Here is a 1,163-nt window from a genome sequence, read left to right on the forward strand (position 1 = left end):
ATAGATATGCCACTACGAAATAATTCATTGATTGTTTTGTACGGCTTTGTTCTTCCCTTTAGCAAGTGTGATACTTCTTGTTGCTGCAACGACTTTACCTGACGGAAACCTAAACGTAAGACATGATGCGTTCCTGATTTTTCTTCTAGTGTATTATCCCAGTGGGAGTGGTTGATGTCCACGGGGCGCACCTGAATACCGTGTTTACGTGCGTCAATAACAATTTGTGCGGCAGAATAAAATCCCATAGGTTGACTGTTCAGCAGGGAACAGGCAAAGATATCAGGGTAATAACATTTTATCCAAGAGGATATATAAACCAAAAGGGCAAAGCTTGCTGCATGACTTTCTGGGAAACCATAACTACCAAAACCCTCGAGTTGGCGATAAATACGGTGTGAAAAATCTTCTTCATACCCATTTTTTATCATTCCTTGGATGAGCATTCGCTTGTATTCAGCGACCTTGCCTTTAGCTTTGAAAGTGGCCATGCTTCGACGTAAACCATCCGCTTGTGCCGGGGTAAAGCCTGCGGCAACAATAGCGATTTCCATCGCTTGTTCCTGAAATAGGGGAACACCTAGGGTGCGCTTCAGAATCTCTTCAAGCTCTTTGGAAGGGTACTCGACTAGTTCCTCATTGTTTCGCCTTTTTAAGTAAGGATGTACCATATCTCCCTGTATCGGACCGGGGCGGACAATGGCTACCTGGATGACTAGATCATAAAAATCCTTGGGTCTCAGGCGAGGGAGCATAGACATCTGTGCGCGGCTCTCAATTTGAAATACGCCTAAGGTGTCCGCAAGGCTAATCATTTGATAAACATTAGAATCATCCTGATTGATGTTTGCCAACGTAAGATCGAGGTCATAATGTTTCTTGGCTAACTCAAACCCTTTGCGGATGCATGTTAACATTCCTAGGGCCAGTACGTCAATTTTAAGAAAACCGAGCGCTTCAATATCATCTTTGTTCCATTCGATGTTGGTGCGATCTTCCATTCGTGCATTGATAATTGGGCACAGGTCCCAAAGATTGTTTTGGGTGATCACAAAACCTCCAGTATGTTGACCAAGCTGCCGCGGGAAGCCTATATAGGTGTTTGTCAGTTCAAGTGTCTTTTTTAAATGGAGATCGTTTGCATCAAATCCATCTGTAGTAGA

Annotated in this window: 1 protein-coding gene; it reads right to left on the minus strand. The window is 43.6% G+C overall.

All coding sequences use genetic code 11. From position 1 onward, the window contains the following. Positions 1-1,163: helix-hairpin-helix domain-containing protein (locus HP439_RS19190; protein ID WP_484592857.1), on the minus strand; the 1,163-nt coding region annotated here is incomplete at both ends.

It is taken from the genome of Sphingobacterium shayense, assembly GCF_013179575.1.
GTDB classification, from domain to species: Bacteria; Bacteroidota; Bacteroidia; order Sphingobacteriales; family Sphingobacteriaceae; genus Sphingobacterium; species Sphingobacterium shayense.